This window comes from Citrobacter sp. RHBSTW-00881 (assembly GCF_013728515.1).
In the GTDB taxonomy this organism is placed as follows: Bacteria; Pseudomonadota; Gammaproteobacteria; order Enterobacterales; family Enterobacteriaceae; genus Citrobacter; species Citrobacter braakii.
The window spans coordinates 901,916-923,209 of sequence record NZ_CP056269.1 but is presented as its reverse complement, the minus strand read 5'-3'; the positions used below and the strand labels follow the sequence as shown (position 1 = coordinate 923,209).

General features: G+C 54.2%; 19 protein-coding genes. 7 read left to right on the top strand and 12 right to left on the bottom strand.

Annotated features, from left to right (window positions below; genetic code table 11):
- Positions 1 to 39: 39 nt before the first annotated feature.
- A complete protein-coding gene (gene lplT / locus HV311_RS04465) occupies positions 40 to 1,245 on the bottom strand; it encodes a lysophospholipid transporter LplT (RefSeq protein WP_016154279.1) in 1,206 nt (401 codons plus the stop codon).
- Entirely contained in the window at positions 1,238 to 3,397 is a 2,160-nt protein-coding gene (gene aas, locus HV311_RS04460) for a bifunctional acyl-ACP--phospholipid O-acyltransferase/long-chain-fatty-acid--ACP ligase (protein WP_016154280.1), read from the bottom strand. Before aas ends, lplT begins: the two co-directional genes overlap by 8 nt.
- A 598-nt stretch (positions 3,398 to 3,995) precedes the next feature.
- Here aas and galR point away from each other — a divergent pair.
- Entirely contained in the window at positions 3,996 to 5,024 is a 1,029-nt protein-coding gene (galR, locus tag HV311_RS04455; protein ID WP_016157382.1) for an HTH-type transcriptional regulator GalR, read from the top strand.
- 22 nt (positions 5,025 to 5,046) lie between these two features.
- Positions 5,047 to 6,048 carry a LacI family DNA-binding transcriptional regulator gene (locus HV311_RS04450; protein ID WP_191221178.1) on the top strand — a complete coding sequence of 334 codons (1,002 nt, stop codon included), beginning with the start codon at positions 5,047 to 5,049 and terminating at the stop codon, positions 6,046 to 6,048.
- A gap of 51 nt (positions 6,049 to 6,099) precedes the next feature.
- Here HV311_RS04450 and lysA read toward each other — a convergent pair whose 3' ends face one another.
- Positions 6,100 to 7,356 (bottom strand): diaminopimelate decarboxylase, encoded by a 1,257-nt coding sequence (gene lysA / locus HV311_RS04445; protein WP_191220760.1) that lies wholly within the window; start codon positions 7,354 to 7,356, stop codon positions 6,100 to 6,102.
- A gap of 118 nt (positions 7,357 to 7,474) precedes the next feature.
- Here lysA and HV311_RS04440 point away from each other — a divergent pair, with 118 nt between their 5' ends.
- Positions 7,475 to 8,410, top strand: coding sequence for a LysR family transcriptional regulator (locus tag HV311_RS04440; RefSeq protein WP_191220759.1), 936 nt, complete (start codon positions 7,475 to 7,477; stop codon positions 8,408 to 8,410).
- Here the strand turns inward: HV311_RS04440 and HV311_RS04435 are convergent.
- Entirely contained in the window at positions 8,382 to 9,089 is a 708-nt protein-coding gene (locus HV311_RS04435; RefSeq protein ID WP_191221177.1) for an aspartate/glutamate racemase, read from the bottom strand. The genes HV311_RS04440 and HV311_RS04435 overlap by 29 nt on opposite strands.
- A 137-nt stretch (positions 9,090 to 9,226) precedes the next feature.
- Between HV311_RS04435 and HV311_RS04430 the strand changes: the two genes are divergently transcribed.
- Positions 9,227 to 9,553: a cupin domain-containing protein gene (locus HV311_RS04430; RefSeq protein WP_191220758.1), complete on the top strand. Its 327-nt coding sequence runs from the start codon at positions 9,227 to 9,229 to the stop codon at positions 9,551 to 9,553.
- Positions 9,554 to 9,697: 144 nt separating this feature from the next.
- Here HV311_RS04430 and kduD read toward each other — a convergent pair whose 3' ends face one another.
- The 4 genes from kduD to HV311_RS04410 all read right to left on the bottom strand — a co-directional run bounded on the left by kduD (position 9,698) and on the right by HV311_RS04410 (position 14,003).
- Positions 9,698 to 10,459: a 2-dehydro-3-deoxy-D-gluconate 5-dehydrogenase KduD gene (kduD, locus tag HV311_RS04425; RefSeq protein WP_016154286.1), complete on the bottom strand. Its 762-nt coding sequence runs from the start codon at positions 10,457 to 10,459 to the stop codon at positions 9,698 to 9,700.
- Positions 10,460 to 10,516: 57 nt separating this feature from the next.
- Positions 10,517 to 11,353: a 5-dehydro-4-deoxy-D-glucuronate isomerase gene (gene kduI / locus HV311_RS04420; RefSeq protein WP_016154287.1), complete on the bottom strand. Its 837-nt coding sequence runs from the start codon at positions 11,351 to 11,353 to the stop codon at positions 10,517 to 10,519.
- Between the two features lie 484 nt (positions 11,354 to 11,837).
- The gene (locus tag HV311_RS04415; RefSeq protein WP_016157388.1) at positions 11,838 to 13,016 is read right to left on the bottom strand and encodes an acetyl-CoA C-acetyltransferase; all 1,179 of its coding nucleotides are present in this window, start codon (positions 13,014 to 13,016) and stop codon (positions 11,838 to 11,840) included.
- A gap of 102 nt (positions 13,017 to 13,118) precedes the next feature.
- Complete coding sequence (locus tag HV311_RS04410; protein WP_016154289.1) at positions 13,119 to 14,003, bottom strand: LysR family transcriptional regulator; 885 nt, start codon at positions 14,001 to 14,003, stop codon at positions 13,119 to 13,121.
- Between the two features lie 101 nt (positions 14,004 to 14,104).
- On the opposite strand from HV311_RS04410, the gene HV311_RS04405 reads away from it, so the two are divergent.
- Both HV311_RS04405 and HV311_RS04400 read left to right on the top strand, forming a co-directional pair.
- Positions 14,105 to 14,560 carry a multidrug/biocide efflux PACE transporter gene (locus tag HV311_RS04405; protein ID WP_016154290.1) on the top strand — a complete coding sequence of 152 codons (456 nt, stop codon included), beginning with the start codon at positions 14,105 to 14,107 and terminating at the stop codon, positions 14,558 to 14,560.
- 142 nt (positions 14,561 to 14,702) lie between these two features.
- A complete protein-coding gene (locus tag HV311_RS04400) occupies positions 14,703 to 15,932 on the top strand; it encodes an amino acid permease (protein ID WP_029139645.1) in 1,230 nt (409 codons plus the stop codon).
- A gap of 53 nt (positions 15,933 to 15,985) precedes the next feature.
- Here HV311_RS04400 and rcnR read toward each other — a convergent pair whose 3' ends face one another.
- Positions 15,986 to 16,258, bottom strand: coding sequence for a Ni(II)/Co(II)-binding transcriptional repressor RcnR (gene rcnR / locus HV311_RS04395; RefSeq protein WP_003825567.1), 273 nt, complete (start codon positions 16,256 to 16,258; stop codon positions 15,986 to 15,988).
- A 120-nt stretch (positions 16,259 to 16,378) separates the two neighbouring features.
- Between rcnR and HV311_RS04390 the strand changes: the two genes are divergently transcribed.
- Entirely contained in the window at positions 16,379 to 17,245 is an 867-nt protein-coding gene (locus tag HV311_RS04390) for a nickel/cobalt efflux protein RcnA (RefSeq protein ID WP_019077611.1), read from the top strand.
- A gap of 45 nt (positions 17,246 to 17,290) precedes the next feature.
- On the opposite strand, the gene HV311_RS04385 is transcribed toward HV311_RS04390, so the two are convergent.
- The 3 genes from HV311_RS04385 to HV311_RS04375 are packed head-to-tail and all read right to left on the bottom strand — an operon-like array spanning position 17,291 to position 21,213.
- On the bottom strand, positions 17,291 to 18,673 hold the full coding sequence (locus tag HV311_RS04385; protein ID WP_016157391.1) for an amidohydrolase family protein: 1,383 nt from the start codon (positions 18,671 to 18,673) through the stop codon (positions 17,291 to 17,293).
- 12 nt (positions 18,674 to 18,685) lie between these two features.
- A complete protein-coding gene (locus tag HV311_RS04380; RefSeq protein ID WP_047499340.1) occupies positions 18,686 to 19,636 on the bottom strand; it encodes a carbamate kinase family protein in 951 nt (316 codons plus the stop codon).
- Positions 19,637 to 19,662: 26 nt separating this feature from the next.
- Entirely contained in the window at positions 19,663 to 21,213 is a 1,551-nt protein-coding gene (locus HV311_RS04375) for a hypothetical protein (protein WP_016154296.1), read from the bottom strand.
- Positions 21,214 to 21,294 lie beyond the last annotated feature (81 nt).

The window sequence follows — 21,294 nt, the reverse complement described above, 5'->3', positions numbered from 1 at the left end:
GATAAGGCGACGCTGCCATCCGGCACATTCATTGTTCACTCATCTCGTACCAGGCTGGCGGCGCTGCCAAATCCACAGCGCCGCAATCGCCAGCGCAAACAGCGCGCCGAATCCAATACCAATCGCTACCGCCGGGATCCCCACCAGCACTGCCAGTGAGTAAATCCCAAGCATCAGCAGCATCGCGCTGTTTTCGCCCAGGTTTTGCACCGCGATCGCATTACCCGCACCGACGCTTTTCTTGCCCCGCTCCTGCAGCAACGCATTCAGCGGTACCACAAAGAAGCCACCTGACACGCCGATAAGCATCAGCAACGCGTAAGCCGGAAGCAGCGCATGCTGAAGTGAGAAAATCAGCACCACGACGCCAATCAGGATCCCCGCAGGCATACAGCGCGACACGGTTTCCAGCGTCACCAGCTTCGCTGCCGCCCCCGCGCCTACGACAATCCCAATCGCTACCATAGCATTGAGGTAGGTCGGCGTAGCGTTATCGGTGATGCCGAGCGCCACCGGAACCCACAGCACCAGCAGAAAACGCAGCGTGACGCCCGCGCCCCAAAAAAGGCTGGTTCCGACCAACGAAAAACGTGTTTCACCGTTGCGCCACAGCGAAGAAGCGGCGCAGAAGAAACTGCGCGTCATTTTCCCCAGATGCCAGGATTGGCCAGGACGAGCCGCGGCCAGTTTCGGGATGTACAGGTTAGCCACCACGGCGCCAGCATAGGCCAGCGCACAGGCAGAAAGCGCGGCAATCACATGCCAGTCGGCCAGAACGCCGCCGGCGACAGAACCGAGCAAAATCGCGGCGATGGTGGAGGCTTCCATCAGGCCGTTAGCTTTGACCAGTTTGTCACCGGTGGTCAATTCACCGAGAATGCCATACTTGGCCGGTGAGTACGCGGCCGCGCCAATCCCCACCAGCGTATACCCGAGAAACGGATTAATGCCGAAGCAAATACTCGCCGCGCCCAGCAGTTTCAGGGCGTTCGCGAACATCATCACTCTGCCTTTGGCAAAGCTATCCGCCACCTGTCCAACAAATGGCGCAAACAGGATGTAAGCGCCCACAAACACCATTTGCAGGATTGGCTGGCTCCAGTCCGGATAAAATTGTTCCTTCAGCAGCGCCAGCGTGGCGAACAGCAGCGCGTTATCGCCAAACGCCGACAGAAACTGCGCGGCGATGACGGACATCATCCCTTTGGACCAGATTGAAGTGTTAGTGTGCGCTGACTCAATCATGTTGTTTTTCCGGCTCATCGACCCAGCTTTTCAGCGTAACAAAATCCGGCTTACCGCTGCCGAGTAATGGGAGTTGCTTCAGGTGGCGAATATCACGCGGCACGGCAAGTTCAGGCACGCCATGCGCTCGCGCATACTGCTGTAGTTTTTCACGCGTGAGTTCGCTGTCGGTAGTGAACAGCACCAGCGCCTCACCTTTGCTGGCATCGCTCTTGATCGCCGTGGCGTGCATTTTGTCTGCAGATACCGCCAATGCCAGTTGCTCAACCATTTCCAGCGAGACCATCTCTCCGGCAATTTTAGCAAAACGCTTGGCGCGTCCCTGGATCTGTACAAAGCCGTTTTCATCAAAGCGGACGATGTCTCCGGTGTCATACCAGCCGCGCTCAATCTCACCCTGCGCATTTTCTGCCGTCGGCACTTCCAGCACGCCAGGTTTTTCGACGCGCAAATAGCCGCTCATAATATTCGGGCCTTTCAGTTGTAAACGCCCACCGTCCTCAATACCCGGAACAGCCAGCAGTCGGGCATCCATGCCAGGCAAGATGCGCCCTACCGTTCCTGATTTTGCCGCCATCGGTACATTGATCGACACAACCGGCGCACATTCCGTCACGCCATAGCCTTCAAGGACGCGCAGACCAAATTTCTCCTGCCATAGCTGCTTTGTGCTGTCTTGCAGTTTTTCCGCGCCTGCCACCACATAGCGCAGGCGGTGGAAATCGTACGGATGCGCGAAACGCGCATAGTTGCCGAGGAACGTTGAAGTACCAAACAACACGGTGCAGTTCCGGTCGTATACCAGCTCCGGCACAATGCGGTAATGCAGCGGGCTGGGATAAAGAAACACTTCCGCACCGGTCAGTAGCGGCGTGAATAATCCCACCGTCAGGCCAAAGGAGTGGAACAGCGGCAGTGCCGACATAAAGCGGTCATCGGCGGTGAAATCGGCAATTGTTTTAATCTGCTCAACGTTCGCCAGAATACTCTTGTGGCTGTGGACCACGCCTTTCGGATGGCCTTCCGAACCAGACGTAAAGAGGATCACCGCAGCCTCTTCCGGCTGCTGTTTCACCTGCGCCAGATGCGGTGCCAGCAGATGTGAGAAAATCCACAGCTTATCGCTCAACGTCACATCGGCTTTTAAATCTTCCAGATAAACCCAGCGCACCTGGGTGAGCTGTTCCGGTAGATGCCAGAGTTTGCCTTTATCGAGAAACTGTCGGGAAGTGAAGATCGTTTTGATTTCAGACGCAGTAATGGCGCTGGTTAACCCTTTCACGCCCGCCGTGTAGTTCATCATGGCCGGAATGCGTCGACGCGCAATGGCTCCAAAAATGACCGCCGCGCTGATCCCCGCATTTGGCAGCATCAGGCCGATTTTTTCACCTTCGGCGCTGTATTTTTCCAGAATACGGGCCACAAAGAGCGTCTTAGTCAGCAGTTTGCGGTAGCTGTCTGGCGTAAAGTTAACATCTTCAATGCAGTTTTTGCCCGCGCCAAAACGGTATTTTGCCGCCAGCAGCGACTCGTATAGCGTTTCACGCGGGCGTACCGCCATGCGTGCTTCCATCATAATTTGATGCAGCATTTCACCGGCGATTTTGCGGCGATCGCGAGCTCGCGGGGCTTCCGGCATTGGCATTTGGGTCGGCGGTAGAATGTGCAGTTGGATACGCGGGAAGAATCGCTGTTTAACCAGACCTTTCAAGCGGCTGAAGTGGGAAAGCTCTGCCCCCTCAATGCGGACAGGAACGACCGTCGCTCCCGACTTCGCGGCGACAAACCCGGCACCGTCATATATTTTCATCAACGAACCGGTGGTCGAAATGCGTCCTTCGGGAAAAATCACCACCGGACGGCCCTGCTCGACCAGACGGACCAGATGCTTAATCGACATCGGTTTGGTTGGGTCTAACGGCACGAAGTCAATCAGCGGGGTTAGCCAGCGCATATACCATTGCTGGCTGATCGAGGTGTAAACGGCGAAGACGGGACGAATCGGTAAAAATAGCGCCAGCAGGATGCCGTCTATAAATGAGACATGGTTGGGAGTGATTAGAACGCGTTCTCCCTGTAGCGCGCTGACATTGCCCGTGACGCGAACGCGGAAAAGCACGCGAAACAGATTACGAAAAAAGCCAAATAGCATCTCAACTCCCTGTGCCATTAATTATAGAAACATTAATGGTGGGAGAGTATACGAGTTGGGGAATGGGCGCGACAGGTAAACAGGTAAATACAGTCCGAAAAAAAACCTGCGCATCCGCGCAGGTCGGTGCAAGAGACAGGTACGAAGTGCGTACCGAATAATCTCACCAATCAATACCTCTGGGATCTTGATTGTGGTCGTCAGCAGCCAGATACGCCAGTACGAAAACGCAAAGGAATGAACCCAAATGCAACGAGTTGTGTAAATTATCGGTTACTGTTACAGATAGGCTGAAGGCAAAAAAAAACCTGCGCATCTGCGCAGGCTGGTGTAATTCTAGTGATCAACCCGAAAGTTGATTTCACCTATCAATACCTCTGGGATCCCAACTTTAGCAATCCGCTCAGTTCTCCCACCAGCGAACAATCGCAACAGCACATCGCAAAGTGTAAGCAAAAATTAGCATTTTCTATTTTCTGTCTTACTTCGCTCGCGCGCGCTCACATTTGCGAGGTCCTGACGGGCAATCTGCTTGAACAGCCAGCCATTTTCCGTAACACTGACGGAATGTAAGCGTTTACCCACAACAGGTACTATCATGGCGACCATAAAGGATGTAGCCCGACTAGCTGGTGTATCAGTCGCCACCGTTTCTCGAGTGATCAATGATTCCCCCAAAGCCAGCGAAGCATCGCGTCTGGCCGTAACGAGTGCAATGGAATCACTCAGCTACCACCCCAATGCGAATGCGCGTGCACTGGCGCAACAATCCACTGAAACCATCGGACTGGTCGTTGGTGATGTGTCCGATCCATTCTTTGGGGCAATGGTTAAAGCTGTCGAGCAGGTGGCCTATAACACCGGGAATTTTTTGCTGATTGGCAACGGCTACCATAATGAACAGAAGGAACGTCAGGCGATTGAACAGCTCATTCGCCACCGCTGCGCGGCCCTTGTTGTCCATGCCAAAATCATCCCGGATGCGGATTTGGCTTCATTAATGAAGCAAATCCCCGGCATGGTATTGATTAACCGAATTCTGCCGGGATTCGAACAACGCTGCGTTGCCCTCGACGACCGTTTCGGCGCGTGGCTCGCTACCCGACACCTTATTCAGCAGGGCCATACGCGCATTGGCTACCTGTGTTCCAATCACAGTATTTCTGATGCGGAAGATCGTCTGCAAGGCTATTACGACGCGCTGGCGGAGAGCAATATACCGGTAAGCGATCGACTGGTGACCTTCGGCGAACCGGATGAAAGCGGCGGTGAACAGGCCATGACCGAGTTACTTGGTCGTGGCAAAAACTTCACTGCGGTAGCCTGCTACAACGACTCAATGGCGGCTGGCGCCATGGGCGTATTGAATGATAACGGCATTGATGTGCCGGGAGAAATCTCGCTGATTGGCTTTGATGATGTGCTGATTTCCCGCTATGTGCGCCCACGTCTGACCACGGTACGCTATCCCATCGTAACTATGGCAACCCAGGCCGCTGAACTCGCGCTCGCGTTGGCGGAGAAGCGACCCGCACCTGAAATTACCCACGTCTTTAACCCAACTCTGGTGCGTCGCCATTCCGTTTCGGCGCTGACAGAACCGGGGAACTCATCGTCAAACGATTAACCAGGATTGCGTCATGACTACGATGTTGGACGTTTCACGACACGCAGGCGTCTCAAAAGCGACCGTTTCGCGCGTACTAAATGGAACGGGTCAGGTAAAAGAGAGCACGCGCCAGAAAGTGTTCAAGGCCATGCAGGCACTCGATTATCGGCCCAACTTTTTAGCGCGCTCTTTAGCGAATCGCACCAGCAACAGCATTGGCCTGGTGGTTTCCACATTTGATGGATTCTACTTTGGCCGCCTGCTGCAACAGGCCTCGCGCCAGACGGAGTCTCACGGCAAGCAGTTGATCGTCACCGATGGTCACGACACGCCGGAGCGTGAGCAGGAAGCCGTGCAAATGCTGGCCGACAGGCAGTGCGACGCCATTATTCTCTATACCCGCTATATGAGTGAAACGGCGATTATGTCGCTGATGAACAGCATTGCGATGCCCTTGCTGGTCATCAACCGTGATGTCAGTCAGGCCCGCGATCGCGCGATTTTCTTTGAGCAGGAAGACGCGGCGTATCAGGCGGTCAATTATCTGATCTCGCAGGGGCACAGCGATATTGCTTGTATCACCGTGCCAGGCCATACGCCTACCGGTAAATCCCGCCTGATGGGGTATCGTAAGGCTCTGGAAAAAAACGGTATTCCCTGGGATCCTGATAAGGTTAAATACGGCGACTCCACGATGACGCGAGGCTATGAAGCCTGTCGAGAACTGCTGGAGGAAGGGGTGAAATTCAGCGCCCTGTTCGCCTGTAACGATGACATGGCATTAGGTGCATCAAAAGCGTTACATCAGGCCGGACTGAGGATCCCGACGGACGTCTCGCTGTTTGGTTTTGATGATGCGCCCAGCGCCAAATGGCTGGAACCGGGGTTATCTACCGTTTATCTGCCGATTGATACCATGATAACCACGGCAATCGACCAGGCTATCCGTCTGGCCAACGATGAGAGCGTGGAGCCGATCCCTCCGTTTACCGGCAAACTGGTATTACGTGACTCAGTAACGCTCGGACCGTACTTTAAGTAATATGAAAAAGAGCCGGATGGCGACGCAAGCACCTTATCCGGCCTGCTTTACTCAGATTAATTCCAGCGCTAACAGCTCATCAATGGTCTGGCGACGACGAATCAGTCGCGCCACGCCGTTATCAAACAAGACCTCCGGCAGCAGCGGGCGGCTATTGTAGTTTGACGACATTGACGCTCCGTACGCCCCGGTATCATGCAAAACCAGATAATCACCCGGCACCACCGCAGGCAACAGACGGGTTTCCACATTTCCGCCTTCCTGCTGGGTAAACACGTCGCCTGATTCGCACAGCGGTCCGGCCACCACGGTTTCCCGTTGAGGAGTTTGTTGCAGAGAACGACCATCTCCCGCCAGCGCGGAGATATGGTGATAGCTACCGTACATGGCCGGGCGCATCAGATCGTTGAAGCCCGAATCGATCAGCACAAAGTGACGGCTGCCCATCTCTTTCACGCTGCGCACCTGCGCCACTAACACGCCGGCTTCCGCGACCAGGAAACGCCCTGGTTCGATCTCCAGTTTGACGGCATGACCCAGATGACGCGCAATACTATCGCGCGCGGCGTTCCACAATCCAAAATAGTGATCGGTGTCGATCGCCTCTTCACCTTCGCGATACGGGATTGATAAACCGCCGCCTGCGGAGATCGCCTCCAGATCCTGACCAAATTCCACCACCTGACGCACCATCGCGCCGCACACCTGCTCCAGATGCGCGTAGTCCACGCCAGAGCCGATATGCATATGAATACCTACCAGCTTCAGCTTATAGCGCTGAATTACCTCCAGCGCCGCCGGAAGATCGCTGTACCAGATACCGTGCTTGCTGTTCTCACCCCCGGTATTGGTTTTCTGACTGTGTCCATGCCCAAAGCCAGGGTTTACGCGGAGCCACACGCGATGGCCCGGCGAGAGCTGGCCCAGTTGTTCCAGCATATCGACCGACCCGGCATTTACCGGAATGCTCAATTCATGCACCCGGGCGAGCGTCGCTTCATCAATCATATCGGCGGTAAAGACAATCTCATCTTTGCCCGGTACAAAACCTGCCGCCAGCGCGCGTTCAATTTCGCCAAGCGAGACGGAATCGACCTTCACGCCCTGCTCGCGCATCAGGCGCAAAATATGAATATTCGAACATGCCTTCTGGGCAAAACGCACCACGTCAAACTGACTCAGTTTGGCAATCTGCGCGCGAATAATCTGCGCATCATAGACCCACACCGGGCAGCCGAATTCGGCAGGCAGGCGCAACAGGTTGTCGGCGGTCAGGTCAGTGTCTGTGTTGTTGAGTGGGCGTGGCATGGCGTGCTCCGGTATTGGCTTTTTTATGATTACGCCACAGCTCAAAAAGAATAAAAAATATCGTTTTATCTTGAGTCTATGCAAAAATGATATGGATTAGCTCATTTGAGGATTGCTTATGCCCGCGGTTAACCTGCGTCACATTGAAATTTTTCACGCCATCATGACCGCAGGCAATCTGACGGAAGCCGCGCGCATGCTACATACCTCGCAGCCCACCGTCAGCCGGGAACTGGCCCGATTCGAAAAAGTCCTGGGATTAACGCTGTTTGAACGCACGCGTGGCCGACTGCATCCAACCGTGCAAGGCTTACGTCTGTTTGAAGAGGTACAACGTTCGTGGTACGGCCTGGACAGAATTGTGAGCGCCGCCGAAAGCCTGCGCGAATTTCGTCAAGGTGAATTGTCGATTGTTTGCCTGCCGGTATTTTCGCAGTCCTTTTTACCGCCGCTGCTACAGCCATTTCTCGCGCGCTATCCGCAGGTCAACATTCAGATCGTGCCGCAGGAGTCACCACTGTTGGAAGAGTGGCTGTCGGCGCAGCGCCACGATCTGGGGTTAACGGAAACGCTGCATACGCCAGCCGGAACGAAACGCACCGAATTGCTGGCGCTGGATGAAGTGTGTGTACTGCCGCAGGGGCATCCGCTGACCGAGAAAGCGGTATTAACGCCGCAGAATTTTCAGGGAGAGAACTATATCAGCCTGTCGCGGACCGACAGTTACCGTCAGCTATTGGACACCCTGTTTAACGAACATCAGGTGAAGCGCCGCATGGTGATTGAAACCCACAGCGCCGCTTCAATTTGTGCAATGGTGCGGGCGGGCGTGGGGATCTCGGTGGTAAACCCACTGACCGCGCTGGATTATGCCAGCAGCGGAGTGGTTATCCGCCGCTTCAGTATTTCGGTACCCTTTACGGTCAGCCTGATCCACCCACTTCATCGCCCTGCCTCGGCGCTGGTCGATGCTTTTACGGCGCATCTGCAAGCCCATCTCCCGAGACTTATCGATCCGCTGGAGGCTATTTTGTATCCACAGACGAAAGCATAAACGCCACCGCATCTTGCGCATGGATTGCCGCGGTGTCGAAAACCGGTAATGGACTTAGCTCGGCTGGAACCAGCAGACCAATCTCGGTACAGCCAAAGATAACCCCTTGAGCGCCCTGTTTAGCCAACTGATCAATTACGCTCAGGTAGTAGTCGCGGGAAGCGTTGCTGAACTCACCGAGGCACAGCTCGTCGAAAATAATCTGGTTTATTTTCTGACGATCATCAGCCTCAGGAATAAGCGTGCTAATACCAAATTCAGTCTGTAGGCGCCCGCGGTAAAAATCCTGCTCCATAGTGTAGCGCGTACCCAGTAGCGCCACGTTGCTCATCTGCTGTTTTTGTATGGCCCGACCCGTCGCATCGGCAATATGCAGGAACGGCACGTCACAGGCGGTTTCAATCGCCTCAGCAACTTTGTGCATGGTGTTGGTACACAGCACAATCACTTCCGCTCCGGCTTGCTGAAGCCCTGCGGCGGCCTGCGCGAGGATCTCCCCAGCCCGCTGCCAGTCACCGCCAGACTGACAGGCTTCAATCTCGTGAAAATCTACGCTGTGCAACAGAATCTGTGCCGAGTGCAGGCCACCCAGACGCTGTTTTACCCCTTCATTAATGAGTCGATAATAAGGAATGGTGGATTCCCAGCTCATACCGCCTAACAGACCGATCGTTTTCATCATTTCCCCTGATTTGTTGTTATCTCTCCAGTGAACCAAAGATGTGATCAACTTTCCACATCTGTTGGCGTGCATTTCTTTTTTTAATTTTCTGATATAGGTTTAATGAAACATTGTTTTAATTATTGGAAGGCCAGATGTTTATTTTTCATAAAGAGAGCACTCTTGAAGATCTGGGCAATGGCGTTACCCGACGCATTCTTGCTCACGACGGTAAAATGATGGCGGTTGAGGTGAACTTCGAGCAAGGCGCGATTGGCCCGATGCACAATCATCCGCATGAGCAGCTGACTTACGTTTTGTCTGGGGAGTTTGAATTTACCATCGGCGAAGAAATGCATGTCGTTAGGGCAGGCGATACCCTATATAAACAGCCCAACATTATGCATGGCTGCATCTGTTTAAAACCGGGAACGCTACTGGATACCTTTACGCCCATGCGCGAAGATTTTCTGCCCGCGTAATTTTATCTGTTCGTAATCTGCCTGGCGGCATAATGTTGTTCCAGAGGGAATGAATATGTCGCCTCCGGTGTATTGCTACATTCACCTTATGTTTAACCGACAAAACCTGCCAAAGGGCAGGGTTTGTCGGTTCTGGAAAGCGGATTAACGCGCCAGCCAGCCGCCGTCTACCGCAACGGTATAGCCGTTGATATAGTCAGATGCGCTGGATGCCAGGAACACAATCGGCCCCATCAGGTCACTCGGCAGACCCCAACGACCCGCCGGGATACGATCGAGAATTTCTGCGCTACGCTGCTCATCAGCGCGCAGCTGTTGAGTGTTGTTCGTCGCCATGTAACCCGGCGCAATTGCGTTGACGTTGATGTTATGTTTGGCCCACTCGTTCGCCATCAGGCGGGTGACGCCCATTACGCCGCTTTTAGACGCGGTGTAAGACGGCACGCGGATCCCGCCCTGGAAAGAAAGCATAGAGGCGATGTTGATAATTTTGCCGCCGTTACCCTGAGCGATAAAGTGCTTCGCCGCGGCCTGAGACATAAAGAACACGCTCTTAATGTTCAGGTTCATCACGTCGTCCCAGTCTTTTTCGCTGAAGTCGATCGCATCGTCACGACGGATAAGACCTGCGTTGTTGACCAGAATATCGATATGACCGAATTCTGCCACTGCGCGCTCCAGCAGCGCCGGAATGCCGTCAATTTGACGCAGGTCGGCGGTCAGACTTAAAAAACGGCGCCCCAGCGCGGTCACGCGTTCGATAGTTTCCGTCGGTTCAACGATGTTGATCCCCACGATATCGCAGCCCGCTTCAGCCAAACCCAATGCCATACCCTGACCCAGGCCAGTGTCACAACCGGTCACAACGGCGACCTTACCTTCAAGAGAGAATGCATTCAAAATCATTGTAAATCCTTAATTTTTTATAATGCCCGCCGCAGCAGGCACGGCTATCGCCCGCAACTAGCGCAGATCTTTGACCGCTACATGGTCCATATCATCAAAGACCTGGTTTTCGCCGACCATGCCCCAAATGAACGTATAAGCTTTGGTGCCAACGCCGGAGTGAATTGACCAGCTCGGCGAAATCACCGCCTGCTCGTTGTGCATCACAATATGACGCGTTTCCTGAGGCTGCCCCATCATGTGGAAGACGCAGGTATCTTCTTCCATATTGAAATAGAAATAGACTTCCATACGACGTTCATGGGTATGACACGGCATGGTGTTCCACAGGTTACCCGGCGCCAGTTCGGTCAGACCCATGCTCAACTGGCAGGTTTCCAGCACATCCGGCACAAAATATTTGTTGATGGTACGACGGTTACTGGTGAGGTCATCGCCCAGCGTCACTGGCGCAACGTCTGCTGGCGTGACTTTTTTGGTGGGATAAGTCGTGTGGGCCGGCGCGCAGTTGTAGTAAAACTTCGCCGGTTTCGCCGTATCGATACTGGCGAATACCACTTCTTTGGCCCCTTTCCCGACGTACAGCGCGTCACGATGACCAATTTCATAGCACTGGCCGTCAACGGTAATCGTGCCCGGGCCACCGATGTTAATCACCCCCAGCTCACGACGCTCGAGGAAGTAGGTTACGCCCAGCTGTTTGCCGACTTCGCCACCCACAGAGACGGTTTTGGCCACTGGCATAATGCCGCCAACAATGATGCGGTCAATGTGGCTGTAGACCATGGTGTATTCATCTGCGACAAACACTTCTTCGACCAAAAACTCATTACGCAGCTCCTGAGTGTCCAGGGTTTTCGCATGCGCACTATGGATGCTTTGTCTTACGTCCACATTTACCTCCAGTGATAAATTGACCGTGAATGCTTAAACGAATAGCAAAACGCTGTTCCGTTTTATCTTATGCGCTCATGATATCCCTCCCGGAATGGGTTTTCAATTACAAATAAAACAACGTTTCACTTTTTCTGCATCTTATTATCAAAAGTGTAATTGCGATCACGCTAGCGCATATAAATCGCGGGAACGGTTTCAATAAAATTATTTAAAACAATTAGATAGATAAAAATAAACAAGAGTAGTTCATGAGGGGTAGGGATAAGACATTGAAAATACAGCCAGCCTCACATGCCGTTCACACACCTTTTCTAACAAAGTGCGCTGTTAATCACATGAAATGAAACACCGTTTTGATACGTTAGCAGAGTTTAGAGTGTATGTTTCTGTAACTGGCCTTGCCCTCCTGTTGGAGGGCTTTTTTATAGATGCAGGGGATATACAGCGGGAAAGGCGTTTAAGCAGAGAAAACTTCGGGTGGTTAATCTCGCTCGATAGCGAGCGCCACGCCCTGACCACCGCCGATACATAACGTTGCCAGGCCCTTGTGCGCCCGACGCTTCACCATTTCATGCACCAGTGAAACCAGAATACGGCAGCCAGATGCGCCAATCGGATGACCGAGCGCAATGGCTCCGCCGTTCACATTCACTCGCCGTTCATCCCACTCCAGCATTTTTCCAACGGACAATGCCTGTGCGGCAAAGGCTTCGTTGGCCTCGATAAGATCAACATCAGCCAGTTGCCAGCCCACACGCTCAAGGCAACGGCGCGTCGCGTACACCGGCGCAATTCCCATGAGCGCGGGATCGACCCCGACGCTGGCAAAGGCACGAATGCGGGCCAGCACCGGCAAATTCAGCTCCAGGGCCTTGGCCTCGCTCATCATCATCACCGCAGCGGCGCCATCATTGATGGATGACGCGTTGCCCGCGGTTACTGAACCGAGCCTGTCGAAGGTAGGATCCAGACGCGCCAGCCCTTCTGCGCTGGCATCGGTGCGCGGCTGTTCGTCGGTATCCACCACGAACGATTGCCCATTACGCTGCGTTACCACCGGCACGATTTCATCTTTAAAGCGCCCGGCGTCAATTGCCATCCGCGCCTTGTGCTGCGAATGCAGTGCGTAGGCATCCTGCAGTTCACGGCTGATGCCATATTCCCGCGCCAGATTTTCCGCAGTCACGCCCATATGGTAATCGTTGAAAGCGTCCCACAGGCCGTCATGCACCAGGCTGTCGACCAGTTGACTGTTGCCCAACTGTGCGCCGGTACGGCTATCAGTAAGGACATGCGGCGCACGGCTCATATTCTCTTGTCCGCCCGCAATCACAATGTCGGCTTCGCCGCACTGGATAGCCTGGGTCGCCAGATGCAGCGCTTTCAGACCCGAGCCGCAGACATCGTTAATGGTGATGGCGGAGACGGTATTGGGTAGCCCACCATTGATGGCGGACTGACGCGCCGGATTTTGCCCGGCACCTGCGGTAAGCACCTGTCCGAGGATCACTTCATCCACAGCGTGAACGTCCACGCCCGTGCGCTCCAGTAACGCCCTGACTACCATGCTACCTAATTCAACGGCAGAGTGGCGCGCCAGCGTCCCCTGGAAGCAGCCGATTGGTGTCCGTAACGCCCCGACTATCACAACCTCTTTCATCACCACCTCAGCGCAAAATAACATCGCAATAGTAGATGATTGTTAAAAAGAGTTATCAAGGTTGTTTAAAAACGGTGATTTTTATCACAAAGGAAATTCGTATCATTTATTGGTCATCTGAACGCCACTCTGCTGTAAATGGTCGCGCAGCCAACTTCCCGCCACGCCAGGCGGTGATTTCTTATTCCACAGCAGATCGATAGAGATAGCCTTTGGCCAGCCGGGCAGCATCAATTGGACCAGCGGTTTTTCTGCCGCAAACTCCTCCACCAGCGCACAAGGGAGCGCGCACCAGCCGAATCCCTGCACCGCCATACTCAGCAGCAACAAATAGTTAGGCGCCGACCAGACGGGGCCGCGCGCCACGTTAGTGCCGCTCTCCAGATAGGTATTCAGCCGCAGCTCTCGCCAGGTATGTAGCTGTTCCCACTGCAGTTTTTCTTGAGTCGCCAGTGGATGTGATGCCGCAACGTATAATCCCATCCAGGTTTGCATCGGCAGACGCGTGACGCCCATGTCGGTCGGGTAATCCTCCCGCGCTTCGATCAACCCAACCTGAGCACGTCCTTTTTGCAGCAGATCGATAACGTCTTCATCTTCGCCAATCAGACATTCAAACTCGGTATGGGGAAACTTGTGGTCAAACTGCACCATCAATTCTTCCAGCACATCCGGGTGCAGCGTGTCAGACAAAACGAAGGTCAGACGCGCTTCCGTTTCACCCGACAGCGAAATCGCTGCCTCATCAAGACGTTCGCTGGCCGTCAAAATTGCCTGCACATAGCCCAGCACCCGCTTACCTTCTTCGGTTAGCGTCGGCTGACGTGATGAGCGGTCAAACAGCGCAAAACCGAGATCGGCTTCCAGATGCGCAATGGCCGTGCTGATGGTGGACTGACTTTTACGCAGCCGCCGGGCCGCAGCAGAAAATGAGCCGCAGGAAACGGTCTCCACAAATGCCGTTAACGCTTCAGGGGAGTAACGCATGAACTATCTACTTTATCGATGGATACTATCTTTTAGATATCACATAAAACGATAAAATTGCCACCATTCCGTTATCCGGGCATCAAAGAAGGTTTTAGATTATGCAACACGATACAGTCCAACGCCGCTCGTTACTGGAGCGAATTTTTCATGCCGTCTGCTTTGAGGGCATTGCCACCGCGATCCTCGCACCAACCACCGCATGGTTGATGCAGCGCTCGGTGCTGGAAATGGGCGGACTGACCATTCTTCTCGCCACCACGGCGATGATCTGGAATATCATTTATAACGCCCTGTTTGACCGACTGTGGCCGTCGCACCTGGTAAAACGTACGGCTAAAGTGCGGGCATTCCACGCCTTAGGCTTCGAGAGCGGTTTTATTGTCATCGGGGTGAGCATCGTGGCGTATGTGCTGAACGTCAGCCTGCTCCAGGCATTCACGCTGGAAATAGGTTTCTTCCTGTTCTTCCTGCCATACACCATGTTCTATAACTGGGCTTATGACACTTTACGCGAGCGCGTTATGAAGCGTCGCCAGCAGCGCGTTACTGCCTGATAATTCAAACAATAGCCGGAATCTTCTCGGTTCCGGCTTTTGATCCATTCACTCGCCCGCTTGTTGACACCTCCCCCAGCCCCTGCCATTTGTGGTAAATTGCGCTTCTTTTTGTTTATTTTATAGTTGATACGTTCAAATAATGTCGAAATTTTGGTCAAAAGAAGAGACTCTCTGGAGCTTCGCACTATATGGGACTGCCGTCGGCGCAGGAACCCTCTTCCTCCCCATACAGCTGGGTTCTGCAGGCGCGGTGGTGCTGTTTATCACCGCACTCGTCGCCTGGCCTTTAACCTACTGGCCGCACAAGGCGCTGTGCCAGTTTATCCTGTCCTCAAAAACCTCGGCAGGTGAAGGGATCACTGGTGCAGTTACGCACTACTACGGCAAAAAGATAGGCAGCCTGATCACGACCCTCTATTTTATTGCCTTCTTTGTGGTGGTGCTGATCTACGCCGTGGCGATAACCAATTCACTTACTGAACAACTGGCAAAACATATCGCCATCGATCTGCGTGTTCGCATGCTGGTCAGCCTTGGCGTGGTGCTGGTGCTGAACCTGATTTTTCTGATGGGCCGACAAGCAACCATTCGGGTAATGGGCTTTCTGGTGTTCCCGCTCATCGCGTACTTTTTGTTCCTTTCGCTCTACCTGACCGGAAGCTGGCAGCCAACGCTACTCACTGGCCAGATGTCTTTCGATCAGCACACGCTTCATCAGGTTTGGATATCTATTCCCGTGATGGTTTTTGCTTTTAGCCATACGCCAATTATCTCGACGTTCGCCATCGACCGACGTGAGAAATATGGCGAGCAGGCCATGGGTAAATGCAAAAAAATCATGAAGGTAGCCTACGTCATCATCTGCCTGAGCGTGCTGTTTTTCGTCTTCAGCTGTTTGCTTTCGATTCCGACAAACTATATCGAGGACGCGAAAAATGAAGGGGTGACCATTCTGTCAGCGCTATCGATGATGCCAAACGCACCAGCATGGCTGTCGATTTCTGGGATCATTGTCGCCGTCGTGGCGATGTCAAAATCGTTCCTCGGCACCTACTTTGGCGTGATTGAAGGGGCAACCGAGGTGGTAAAAACATCGTTGCATCAGGTGGGAGTGAAGAAAAGCCGGGCCTTTAACCGCGCCCTGTCCATTATGCTGGTTTCGACCATTACGTTTATCATTTGCTGCATTAACCCTAATGCAATTTCAATGATTTACGCGATTAGCGGGCCGCTGATTGCCATGATTCTGTTTATCATGCCGACATTATCTACCTATCTGATCCCGGCGCTAAAGCCGTACCGTTCAGTGGGTAATCTGATCACCCTGATTGTCGGTCTGTTGTGCGTATCTGTGATGTTTTTTGGCTAGAACGTGTTTTTAACGGCTCATTCATCAGTATGTGGATGAGCCGTTAAACTGACTTATTTGATGTACGAATCGAGTACCTTCAAAACCACATCCAAATCTTCTTCGCGCTTAATTTCATCGCCCTGATGCACAATGTGCTCGGTCAGATGACCTTTAATCACCTCGCGCATTAACCCGTTTACCGCACCGCGGATCGCCGCTATTTGCTGCAATACCGCCGCGCATTCATGCGGTTCATCCAGCATGGTTTTCAACGCCGCTACCTGCCCCTGAATCTTACTGGTTCGGGCTTTCAGCTTTTGTTTGTCGCGGATCGTGTGTGACATAGCAATACCTTTTCAACGTCTGGCTGTAGCGACAATACCATCGTCATTCTACTGGGGGGTAGTATTTAATACTGGGGGGGAGTAGAATCTGGCAAAATTAAACAACTAAGAATCATTCTCATGGGTGAGTTTTCTACGCTTCTTCAGCAAGGCAACGCCTGGTTTTTCATTCCCAGCGCGATTCTATTAGGAGTGTTACACGGTCTGGAACCGGGGCATTCCAAGACGATGATGGCGGCCTTTATTATTGCCATTAAGGGAACCATCAAACAGGCGGTGATGCTGGGGCTGGCGGCAACGCTGTCGCATACCGCAGTGGTATGGCTGATTGCGCTCGGCGGGATGTATATCAGCAAAGCGTTTACTGCCCAGGCCGTTGAGCCCTGGCTGCAGTTTGTCTCGGCGATTATTATTCTCGGGACCGCATTCTGGATGTTCTGGCGAACCTGGCAGGGAGAACAGAACTGGCTGACCCAGACGCATCATGACCACGATCATGAGCATCACCATGATCATGATGACCATCACCACCATCATCACGAACATGACCACGACCACGATCATAACCATGCTGCGTTAGCAGGGCTGAGCGAGGGTTCAAAAGCGTATCAGGACGCGCACGAGCGGGCACATGCTACCGATATTCAGCGCCGCTTTGCAGGCAAAGAGGTCACCAACGGCCAAATATTATTGTTTGGTCTGACCGGCGGGTTGATCCCCTGCCCTGCCGCCATTACGGTACTGCTGATTTGCATCCAGCTCAAAGCCTTCACGCTGGGTGCCACTATGGTGCTGTGCTTCAGCCTCGGGCTGGCGCTAACGCTGGTAACGGTGGGCGTGGGAGCGGCAATCAGCGTGCAGCAGGCGGCCAAACGCTGGAGCGGATTTAACACACTGGCACGCAAAGCGCCCTATTTTTCCAGCGCGCTTATCGCGATGGTCGGCTTATATATGGGGATTCACGGCTATATGGGGATCGTCGGTTAACGAGCAGAGAGCGCAGCAGCGATTGCCGCTGCGCATCAAACCAGGCTAGCTTGCGACGTTCCCCCACACCAGTTGGCCTTTATGGAAGGTCGCGGTGCGTGGCGAGATTCGCGCGACCGCTTCCGCTGAGCAGGAGGCATCCACCAGTACAAAGCTGGCTTCATCCTGCGCCTTCGGCCAGACGCGCTCACCTTTATCGTTAAGCGGCAGCACATCGCCGGTGGCGAGGAACAGCGCCCGCGACAGGTTGAGTTCATTGGGACGAATATAGAGCTGCGCGTACAGATTCGCCTTCTCCAGCATGTCTCCAAGCCCGTACGGCGACCAATGGTCAATCACACTGTCGGTCCCGGTAATCACTTCCACGCCTTTGTCACGCAACTGCTTGAGCGGCATATGCAAGGTACCGATCGGCACCGTCGAGGCAATGGTAATCTGCTGCGCCGCCATGCGGCTCGCCAGCGCATCCACCTGTTGTTCGTTCAGGGTTGCCAGCGCAAATGCGTGGCTGATGGTCAGTTTGCCCTTCAACTGCGGCGTTTTCTCCACCGTTTCCACCATGTAATTCACCGCCGCAACGCCTGCCGGGCTGGTTTCATGCAGATGGATATCCACGCCTTTATCGTAATCCAGCGCAATCTGGAACATGGTGTCGAGGGATTTTTCCATCGCCCCGTCCACGCTGGTTGGGTCCAGACCGCCGACGTAATGCGCCCCCGCCTGCATTGCTTCACGCATCAACGGTTCAGACTTCGATAACAGCAGGCCATGCTGCGGAAACGCCACGATTTCACAGGCAAAACCCGGCTGGCGACGCGCCAGCACCGCCTGCAGATTTTCCAGGTTTTTCAGCCCGGAAACCGGTTCGATATTGCAGTGGCTGCGGGCGATCGAGGTGCCTTTTGATTGCAGCAGATCGATGAGCTTTTCCGCGCGCTCCTGCGTGTAAGGCTGGAGTTCAGGCAGCAGCTTTTGCTCAAGGCGGATCATATCCTGAATGGTGGTGCCAGCCGGGCGATTCAGCGAACGCCAGGGACCGCCGTAAAAGGTTTTATCCAGATGGATGTGCATGTCGCGCATGGCGGGCAGCATCAGCTTTCCACCCGCATCGTAGTGCGGCAGCGTCGCATCCGGATGCTGCTTATTCTCACGCAGGGCAACAATTTTCCCGTCCTGAATTTCAACGGTTTGTAGCGCGGTACGGGTATGCACCACCACCGAGTTTTCGTAATCAAACCCCGCTTCCAGCAGGACGTTATCCAGGTAATAGTGCTTATCGTTAATCGTCATTGTGCTCTTCGCCCCGCAGGTGTTCCCGACAGGATTAGCAGCATACGCGACTGGAGCCACTGCGCCAAACAGCGCGGCAGCGGTCACCATTTTTCCGCTCTGACTTAAAAATTCACGGCGGCTGTTACTTTCCTTCATTCACATTTCCTCTCAGGAATGGACAATATGGGTGCCCGTTTCGCCGCGCAGTGCGGCCGGCAGGCATTCCGGCGTGGTGATGATCACTCGCTTACCGCCACGCGCCAGGAACGCCAGACTGGCAACGATTTTGGGTAACATGCTCCCCGGCGGGAAATGTCCCTCCTGCATGTAACGGGTCATCGTTGCGACATCCACCGTATCCAGCGCCTGCTGGTTGGGTTTGCCAAAATGAATACAGACCTGTTCGACGCCGGTGGTGATCACCAGAATGTCAGCGCGGATCTCCTGCGCCAGCAGAGCCGTGGAGAGATCTTTATCAATCACCGCATCCACGCTCTGATAATCCCCCTGATCGCTACGCACCACCGGGATCCCACCGCCCCCCGCGCCAATCACCACAAAGCCTTGCTGGGTCAGCGTTTTGATCGCCTCCGCCTCGACAATACGCTTCGGTTCCGGAGAGGCGACGACCCGGCGGTAGCCGCGTCCCGAATCTTCAACAAAGCGCCAGCCCGGATTGACCCGCTGCAGTTCATCGCGCTGCGCTTCGCTAAAGAACGCGCCGATAGGCTTGGTCGGGTTAGCGAAGCCCGGATCGTTTTTGTCGACCTCCACCTGCGTGACCACCGTAACCGCCTTCTGCTCACCGCGCCGCGCCAGGCGGTTGTTCAGCGCCTGTTGGATCAGATAGCCGATCCCGCCCTGCGTATCGGCGACGCAGTTTGCCAGCGGGGTGAGCGGCAACCCTTCACGCTCATGCGCGATTTCCGCACGCCGTAGATCCAGCCCCACCTGCGGCCCGTTTCCGTGCGTCAGCACAATGTTGTAGTCCGATGCCAACATCTCCAGCACCGTGTCCGCCACCGCTTTCACCGCTTCAGCCTGGTGCTCAATCGACTGGCTGGCGTTATCTTTGATAATGCTGTTGCCGCCAATGGCAACGACCACAAGTTCTTTCATAGTGTTATCTTCCGCTTACAGGCGATTCAGGTCGTTTTCGTCGGTTCCTGCTCAGGCGCAGTCACCGCTTCACGGCTATCAAGAACATGCTTGAGGACAAACATGCCGCTCATCATCAGGTAGGCCACAACAAACATCATCGAACTGCCTTCTGCAAAGCCAACCGCCGGAGAGTGGATCACACCAAACAGCGATAACAGCGCGCCAAAAGCTGCGGCAATCGCCCCACGCAGCGGCTTATTCATAATGGCGAAGATAGCGACGCAGCCCCACAGCATACTGGCCAGCGGCGCGCCGCTTCCCAGATGCACCAGCCCATCGTAATAGACACCTTTGCTGTGCAGCAGGTCGCTACCCAGTTTCCCCGCGGATGTTCCGGCGGCGCCCATCACGCTGTTGACGATGGTCAACGCCCAGTTAGCGATCCACGGGAACAAGCAGATAAAGATAACGGGAACCTCGACTTTGGGCGTCTCTCGCACCACCTGGTTGGCGGTCACCACGCCGATAAACACCAGAATCGGCACTATCGCAGTCATCGGAATAATCGCGAGCATAAACGCCCCCAGCCCAAACAGCGGTACCAGGAACATGGTGATGCCTGAAGCGAGGGTATAACCGATGCTGGCCCCCATCGCTTTCCAGCCCGCATGCCCAACATATACGGTCACCGGGAATGGGTTGCCCAGCATGCAGCCGAGCATGGAGGCAAAACCGTTCGCCATCATGACCTTACGGGTGTTGTACTCATCACCCGCCGCATGCGCACTTTCAATGTTCTCAAGGTCAAAAATGTAGTTCGCCAGACCCAGAGGAACCGCAGAAGCCAGGTACGGCAGCGCGTGCGGCAACCCCTGCAGGAAGCTGTCGACATGGATTTCCGGCGGGTTGAAGCCAAAGGAAGACATCGAAGATTTAATGGCTTCCGGGCTTTGCAAACCGGAGATCCACGCCAACGCTGTACCGGCAATCAGCAGCAGCAAACCGGTGGGGATGCGGGCAAAAATCGGCTTCTTACCGAACCAGTTAATGAAGATTAACAACAAGACGATGAAAGAGACGGTCGGCGCTTCGAATGCCTGCAGCATCGGGTTCATCGCCAGCAGCAACAGTCCCAGACCGGACAGACAAGAAAGTAATACCGTACGCGGGATCATCTTGCGGATGGTCTCGCCCAGGAAGGAGCCGCCGACCAGGATCAACGCTTCTACAAAGCACCACACCAGGGCTATCTGGATAGCAAAGTTGGCATCTTTGGTTTGCTGATATACCGGCATTAGCACCAGGAAGGTCACGGTAAAAATTGACGGTGCGCTCGGCCCAGACGGCAGCGCCGTCACGTCTTTACGCCCGGTGTGCTTTGCCATCTGCAGGCCAAACCAGGCGTAGCAGACGCTGGCCACCAGCACCGCCAGACCAAAGGCAGGCGCAATGCGACCATAGACAATTTCGGTAGGGATCCCGACGACAAAAATGAGCAGCCCCATCATTGTCAGCAGGTTAGTCAGGTTGTTGGTCATCAGCCCAAAGTAAGCAGCCCAGTCACCACGTTTCCATTCTAGTTTTATGCTGTTCATGGAATATCCTTAACAGGTTAAGCATCGTTTGCGATCCCGGGGATCGCCCAGCCCTGCAGGTAAGCAACGTTTTTTGCTTCG